The following is a 6,828-nucleotide window of genomic DNA, read 5'->3' on the forward strand; positions in this document are numbered from 1 at the left end:
TTTGGACAGTAATGGTATTATCGTCCGCTTCCGTCGTCTGCATTGCACAGAAGACCATCCACTTCAGAGAAGATATGCACTGTGATGTTGTCAAAATTTAAACGCAACAAACATCAACAACACCTTGCCCAACTACCGAAGCTTTCTCAGTCAGTTGATGATGTCGCGTTCTGTTTCGCGCCCGCCGATTTCCGCAAACAGCTCCTGGAAAAGATAGCGACGGCGACCACGCGTATCTGCATCATCGCGCTCTATCTAGAGCAGGACGATGGCGGCAAAGGCGTGTTGTCGGCACTTTATGAAGCCAAGCGTCAACGCCCGGAGCTTGACGTCAGCGTCCTGGTGGACTGGCATCGCGCGCAGCGCGGACGCATCGGCGTGGAAGCCTCGAACACTAACGCCGACTGGTATTGCCGCATGGCGCAGGAAAACCCGGACGTCAGCGTGCCGGTGTACGGCGTGCCGGTGAATACCCGCGAGGCGCTGGGCGTGCTGCATTTCAAAGGCTTTATCATCGATGATTGCGTGCTCTACAGCGGCGCGAGCCTGAACGACGTGTATCTGCACCAGCACGATAAATATCGCTATGACCGCTACCATTGCATCCGTAACGCGAAGCTTGCCGACGTGATGTTTGACTGGGTGCGCACGCAGTTAATGAATGGCCACGCGGTGAATCGTCTCGACGATCCGAACCGTCCAAAAAGCCCGGAAATCAAAAACGACATCCGCCAGTTCCGCCATCTGCTGCGCGACGCCGCGTACCATTTTCAGGGCGATGCCGATAACGATCAGCTGGCCGTGACGCCGCTGGTGGGGCTTGGCAAATCGAGCCCGCTGAATAAAGCCATTTTTCACCTGATGCCCTGCGCGGAAGAGAAGCTGGTCATCTGTACGCCGTACTTTAACCTGCCCGCGGTGCTGGTGCGTAATATCATCCAGCTTCTGCGCGACGGCAAAAAAGTGGAAATCATCGTCGGCGATAAAACGGCCAATGACTTTTATATTCCGGAAGATCAGCCGTTTAAGATCATCGGCGCGCTGCCTTATCTCTATGAGATCAACCTGCGCCGTTTCTTAAGCCGTCTGCAGTATTACGTCAACACCGATCAACTGGTGGTGCGTCTGTGGAAAGATGGTGATAACAGCTATCACCTGAAAGGCATGTGGGTCGACAATGAATGGATGCTGCTGACCGGCAACAACCTTAACCCGCGCGCCTGGCGTCTCGATCTGGAAAACGCGATTCTTATCCACGATCCGAAGCAGCAACTGGCTTCCCTGCGCCAGCGTGAACTTGCCGAAATCCGCACCCATACCACGGTGGTAAAACACTATCGCGACCTGCAAAGCATCGCCGATTACCCGGTAAAAGTGCGCAAGCTTATCCGCCGCCTGCGCCGTATCCGTATCGACCGGCTGATTAGCCGCATTCTCTGACGCCTGTCGCTTAACGAAGCCCTGCACCGCAGGGCTTTTTTATGGAGAACGCTATGCGCGCCTTTCTGCTTTCGTTAGTTGTCACACTTACCGGCTGTAGCCATATGGCGCAGGATAGCTGGGCAGGCCAGGATAAAGCCCAGCACTTTTTAGGCTCAGCGCTGCTCGCCGCCGCCGGGAATGAATATGCCCAGCGGCAAGGGCATTCCCCGGATCGTTCCGCCGCGTTTGGGTTGATGTTTTCGGTTTCTCTTGGCGCAACGAAAGAGCTATGGGACAGCCGCCCGGCGGGGAGCGGCTGGAGCTGGAAAGATCTGGCGTGGGACGTGGCGGGCGCCAGCGCTGGTTACGCGGTCTGGCAGATGGCAGAACACTAAAGCCGCATGCCTTTTCCTTTGCGGTGGAGCTTCAGCGAAACCAGAAACGCGACGGCACCCATCGCCGAGACATACCAGAAAAACGCCGTTTCTGAGCCCAGCGATTTCAGCGACAGCGCCACATATTCCGCCGAGCCGCCAAAAAGCGCGTTGGCAACTGCGTAAGAAAGCCCGACGCCCAGCGCGCGCACCTGCGCGGGAAACATCTCCGCCTTCACGATGCCGCTGATTGAGGTATAGAAACTGACAATCAGCAGCGCCAGCATCACCAGCCCGAACGCCGCGAGCGGCGAACTGACATTTTGCAGCGCCATCAGGATCGGCACGGTACAGAGCGTGGCAAGCGCGCTGAAGCAGAGCATCGAACTGCGACGGCCAATTTTATCCGACAGCGCCCCGAAGAACGGCTGCAGCACCATAAATGCGAAGAGCGCGGCGGTCATCACCATACTCGCGGTATTCGCATGCATTCCCGCCGTGTTGACGAGATATTTCTGCATATAGGTCGTAAACGTATAAAAACTCAGCGAACCGGCGGCGGTAAACCCGAGGACCATGATGAACGCCCGACGGTTGCGCCAGAGACCTTTCAGCGAGCCCGCCTCTTTCAGCGCGCGCGTCTCCTGCTGCGAGGTTTCATCAAGCGAGCGACGCAGCCACAGCGCCACCACCGCCAGCACCGCGCCCAGCGCGAAGGGAATGCGCCAGCCCCAGGCGCGCAGAGCGTCATCTGACAAAATCTGTTGCAGCACGACGACAACCAGCAGCGCCATTAACTGCCCGCCGATAAGCGTCACGTACTGGAATGACGCATAAAATCCTTTGCGCCCTTCGATAGCCACTTCGCTCATGTAAGTCGCGCTGGTGCCATATTCTCCCCCGACCGACAGCCCCTGGAACAGGCGCGCCACAAGTAACAGCAGCGGTGCCCAGGTGCCAATCACTGCGTAACCCGGCAGACAGGCAATGACCAGCGAGCCGAAACACATCATACAGACAGAAATCAGCATGGAGGTTTTACGGCCATGTTTATCGGCGATGTAACCAAAGAGCCAGCCGCCGATAGGGCGCATCAGAAAGCCTGCGGCGAAGATGCCTGCCGTTTGCAGAAGCTGTGTGGTGCTATTGTCAGAGGGGAAAAAGATATGCGCGAAGTAGAGCGAACAAAAGGAGTAGACGTAGAAATCAAACCACTCGACGAGGTTGCCAGACGAGGCACCGACAATCGCCCAGACACGTCGGCGGGTATCGCTGGAAGTCAGTGACGGTTTATCTGTCCGGGCGGTAACTTCGGTCATGTCTCTCTCCTTTTTAAATCCGCGGCTTGTACTCCGGGGCAATTAGCAGGCTATAAAATATCATGTTAATTATATGTTAATAGCATTTCCGTGAGGAGGCGGGGAATTTACGCGTCGTTAGCCCCACTTTTCCTGATGGGCTTTTTTACGCCGCAGATAATCTTCATCTGCCCGGATGCGATCCCACCACCCTTTAAAGACTTTTGCCGCCGCCGCTTTAGTCGGATCGTTGCCGCGCGGATTCAGGTTACGATCGGCATCATACTTTTTGCCGCCTTTATAGTTGGCGTAACGACGCGCGCGGGTATACCCCATCTGAATAAACTTGCGCGCCATATCCATACCGACAAAATCGTCCTTTTCACGGTATGCCTCGAATAACTCATAAATCTTTTCCGCCGAGGCGTTGGCGCTCTCTTCGTCTTTATAGCGCCAGTACGGGAGGATTTCGCTTTTATACGGCTCAACCAATAAGACGCCCTGTTCGCCACGCCCGACCTGATACCGTTCCGGGTGCGCGCGAAAGTCGATGCTGTCGAAGTCCTGCTGATAATCAAAAGGCTTTGTGGCCACGATAATGCCTCCTGTAATGCGTTTCGTATAACCATAGCAGGCTTCAGAGAACTCCCGCTTTTCGCTTACCTCTATGAAGTGGACTACCCTTCAACAGGTTAGCTTTTCGAGCGCAGCTCAGGATCTATGCGCACACTCACCTGATGCGAGGCACGATAATGACCAAAAAAACGAGCGATTTTTTTGTAGAACGACTCAAAGCGTGGGGCGTAACCCGGATTTACGGCTACCCCGGCGACGGCATTAACGGCGTTCTGGGCGCGTTGCAGCGCGCCGATAAAGCCGGCGACGGCATTGAGTTTATCCAGGTGCGCCATGAAGAGATGGCGGCATTTATGGCCTGTGGCCATGCGAAATTTACGGGCGAGCCGGGTGTTTGCCTCTCAACTGGCGGGCCGGGTGCCACGCATCTGCTGACTGGCCTGTATGACGCGCAGATGGATCATATGCCGGTTATCGCGATTGCAGGCCAGGCGGAAACCACCGCCCGGGGCGCGACCTATCAGCAGGAACTGAATCTCGATCGCGTATTCAGCGATGTGGCGAGCTTTGTTCAGGAGGCGGCAACGCCTGCGCAGTTGCGTCATCTGGTGGATCGCGGCGTGCGAATCGCGAAAGCGAATAATGGCGTGACGGTGCTGATCCTGCCCAAAGATCTTCAGGATGAGCCCTGGCAGGAGCCGCAGCACGCGCATGGCTTCACGCATTCCGGGCCCGGCTATCAGCGCCCGCACGTGATCCCGCATCAGTACGATCTTCAGCGCGCCGCGGATATTCTTAACGACGGCAAAAAAGTCGCGATCCTGATAGGCGCGGGTGCGCGCGAAGCGGCGGTGGAAGTGGTACAGGCGGCAAACCTGCTCGGTGCGGGTGTTGCTAAAGCGTTGCTTGGCAAAGATGTATTGCCGGATGATGCGCCGTTTGTGACGGGCTGTATTGGCCTGCTTGGCACCGAGCCGTCGTGGGATCTGATGCAGGGCTGCGATACGCTCCTGATGATTGGCACCGGCTTCCCGTGGACGAAATTCCTGCCGAAAGAAGGCCAGGCGCGGGCGGTTCAAATAGATCTGGACGCATCTATGCTCGGCCTGCGTTACCCGACAGAAGTGAATCTGCATGGCGATGCCGTGAGCACGTTACAGGCGCTGCTTCCTCTGCTCAAGCGTAAAGAGGACCGCAGCTGGCAGGAGAAAATCGCGGTTTCCGTCAAAGCGTGGTGGGAGAAAATCGAAGAACGTGCAATGGCGAAAGCGACGCCGGTCAACCCGCAGCGCGTGGTGTGGGAGATGTCGCCATTGCTGCCGGATAACGCGATTGTCACCTCAGATTCCGGCTCGTGCGCCAACTGGTTTGCGCGGGATTACAGAGTGAAGCAGGGCCAGCGGGCGTCTCTCTCGGGCGGTCTGGCGTGTATGGGCGCGGCGGTGCCATATGCCATTGCCGCGAAATTTGCTTTCCCGGAAAAACCCGTCGTGGCGCTGGTGGGCGATGGCGCGATGCAGATGAATAACCTCGCGGAGCTGATTACCATCCAGAAATACTGGCAGCGTTGGTCCGATCCGCGGTTGATCGTCTGCGTATTTAATAACCAGGATCTGAATCAGGTAACGTGGGAGCAGCGCATTATGGAAGGCAACCCGCGCTTTACCGCGACGCAGGATGTTCCGGACGTGCCCTATGCGCAGTTTGCGGAATCAATCGGGCTGAAAGGGATTTATGTAGATTCGCCGGAAGAACTTCAGGCCGCCTGGCAGCAGGCGCTGGCGGCCGATCGTCCGGTCGTACTGGAAGTGAAAACCGATCCGGAAGTGGCACCGCTGCCACCGCATATTAGCTTCGCCCAGGCGAAAGGGTTTATATCATCCATGGCGAAAGGCGATAAATCGGCGGGTAAGGTGATTGCGGATACCGCGCATCAGGTGATGAATACCGTCCTGCCGGGTAAAAAATAGTAACGCGTCGGCTCCTCAGGCAAGCTGAGGAGCCTTTTCTCTTACTTGCGCAGTAATTTTTGCAGCCGCTGCTGCTGCCATTGTTCAATCCAGCCCCGTAGTAAGAATAAACGCAGGCCTTTCACTACCAGTAATCCACCCCAAATGAGCATCACCCATAATGACCAGTGACTTTCCGGCGATGTAAAACGGTTAATCAGGAAAAGCCCAACGCAAACCACCACCGCAGTGGATAGGCTGCGATAAAAGTGCCGCTCCTCATCCAGACGTCTGCGGGCAGTGGACACCGCTTCATCCAGCGGGCCCGCAGCCTGTAGCGGCGCGCCCGTTAATTCTTCTACGCGCGTTTCAAAAACAGCGGCCAGCGCGCTTAACGTTTCGAGCGAGGGCGGCTCCCCTTTTTCTATGCGCTGAATAGTGCGAACGCTGACCGAGGAGAGTTCTGCCAGTTGTTCCTGAGACCAGGCGCGAGCGAGGCGAAGCGCGCGGATGCGGTTTTCGGTTTGCATAACTGTGACCTTCTTTATGAGAAATGTGGCAGACAGTATTTCGCTCTGCTGGTAAAAACCGCCACGACACGGGCCTGACAGAGACACGACAGTAAGGCGACACGCTGCTGACATAGCTTCATAGGCTGAAAATCAGAATATGACGTGACCGCAGGTTGAGCAAGATCGGGGCTTTTTGTAAGCGGGGTATGGATGAATTTAATGTAGCAACCCTGATGTGCGTAGCGTCGGTGTTCTGTTGCGAAGCTTGATTCTGGTGAAAGGGTTTAAACACGAGGCGGTAGCGAAAATCATGCTGTTCCGGGAGGGGGCCGGGCGGGACGTTGAAGAACTGACGCCGGATGATCATGTTATCGCCATTGCCAGTGACAGACCGTTATCTGAGGCGGAATTACCTGTGCTGGATATCAACGAGCCCGCGCAGGTGGCGGCGTTTATCGCTGACTGGCTGGCGGCGCAGCGCTCGTAAGGGATTCAGTACGGACAGAGGATGAGGCGTATAAAAAAGAGGGGACACTTTTCCGGTGGCGCTGTTTTTCTGTCACGCGCAAAAGCAAAAACCCCTCAGCGGTGCTGAGGGGTTCTTTATTTGATGCCTGGCAGTTCCCTACTCTCGCATGGGGAGGCCCCACACTACCATCGGCGCTACGGCGTTTCACTTCTGAGTTCGGCATGGGGT

At 56.3% G+C, this 6,828-nt stretch carries 6 protein-coding genes, 1 rRNA gene and 1 pseudogene; 4 read left to right on the plus strand and 4 right to left on the minus strand.

From position 1 onward, the window contains the following. Positions 1-84 precede the first annotated feature (84 nt). Both pssA and ACUW6V_RS15485 read left to right on the plus strand, forming a co-directional pair. Positions 85-1,440 carry a CDP-diacylglycerol--serine O-phosphatidyltransferase gene (gene pssA / locus ACUW6V_RS15480; protein ID WP_004386364.1) on the plus strand — a complete coding sequence of 452 codons (1,356 nt, stop codon included), beginning with the start codon at positions 85-87 and terminating at the stop codon, positions 1,438-1,440. A gap of 53 nt (positions 1,441-1,493) precedes the next feature. Continuing rightward, complete coding sequence (locus ACUW6V_RS15485; protein ID WP_014728264.1) at positions 1,494-1,817, plus strand: YfiM family lipoprotein; 324 nt, start codon at positions 1,494-1,496, stop codon at positions 1,815-1,817. Here ACUW6V_RS15485 and ACUW6V_RS15490 read toward each other — a convergent pair. Both ACUW6V_RS15490 and ACUW6V_RS15495 read right to left on the minus strand, forming a co-directional pair. Beyond that, the gene (locus tag ACUW6V_RS15490) at positions 1,814-3,115 is read right to left on the minus strand and encodes an MFS transporter (RefSeq protein ID WP_007851789.1); all 1,302 of its coding nucleotides are present in this window, start codon (positions 3,113-3,115) and stop codon (positions 1,814-1,816) included. The genes ACUW6V_RS15485 and ACUW6V_RS15490 overlap by 4 nt on opposite strands. 117 nt (positions 3,116-3,232) lie before the next feature. Then, complete coding sequence (locus ACUW6V_RS15495; RefSeq protein WP_012124012.1) at positions 3,233-3,688, minus strand: DUF4385 domain-containing protein; 456 nt, start codon at positions 3,686-3,688, stop codon at positions 3,233-3,235. 158 nt (positions 3,689-3,846) lie between these two features. On the opposite strand from ACUW6V_RS15495, the gene ACUW6V_RS15500 reads away from it, so the two are divergent. Next, positions 3,847-5,640, plus strand: coding sequence for a thiamine pyrophosphate-requiring protein (locus ACUW6V_RS15500; protein WP_454038570.1), 1,794 nt, complete (start codon positions 3,847-3,849; stop codon positions 5,638-5,640). A 41-nt stretch (positions 5,641-5,681) separates the two neighbouring features. Here the strand turns inward: ACUW6V_RS15500 and ACUW6V_RS15505 are convergent, their stop codons facing one another. Next, positions 5,682-6,149, minus strand: a complete 468-nt coding sequence (locus ACUW6V_RS15505) for a helix-turn-helix domain-containing protein (RefSeq protein ID WP_041460403.1) — start codon at positions 6,147-6,149, stop codon at positions 5,682-5,684. A gap of 247 nt (positions 6,150-6,396) precedes the next feature. On the opposite strand from ACUW6V_RS15505, the pseudogene ACUW6V_RS15510 reads away from it, so the two are divergent. Further along, a pseudogene (locus tag ACUW6V_RS15510) lies at positions 6,397-6,618 on the plus strand (molybdopterin-guanine dinucleotide biosynthesis protein MobB); the annotation flags it as partial. Between the two features lie 125 nt (positions 6,619-6,743). On the opposite strand, the gene rrf reads toward ACUW6V_RS15510, so the two are convergent. Continuing rightward, positions 6,744-6,828 (minus strand): 5S ribosomal RNA (gene rrf, locus ACUW6V_RS15515); the annotation flags it as partial.

The organism is Cronobacter sp. 153480017-3, assembly GCF_053627815.1.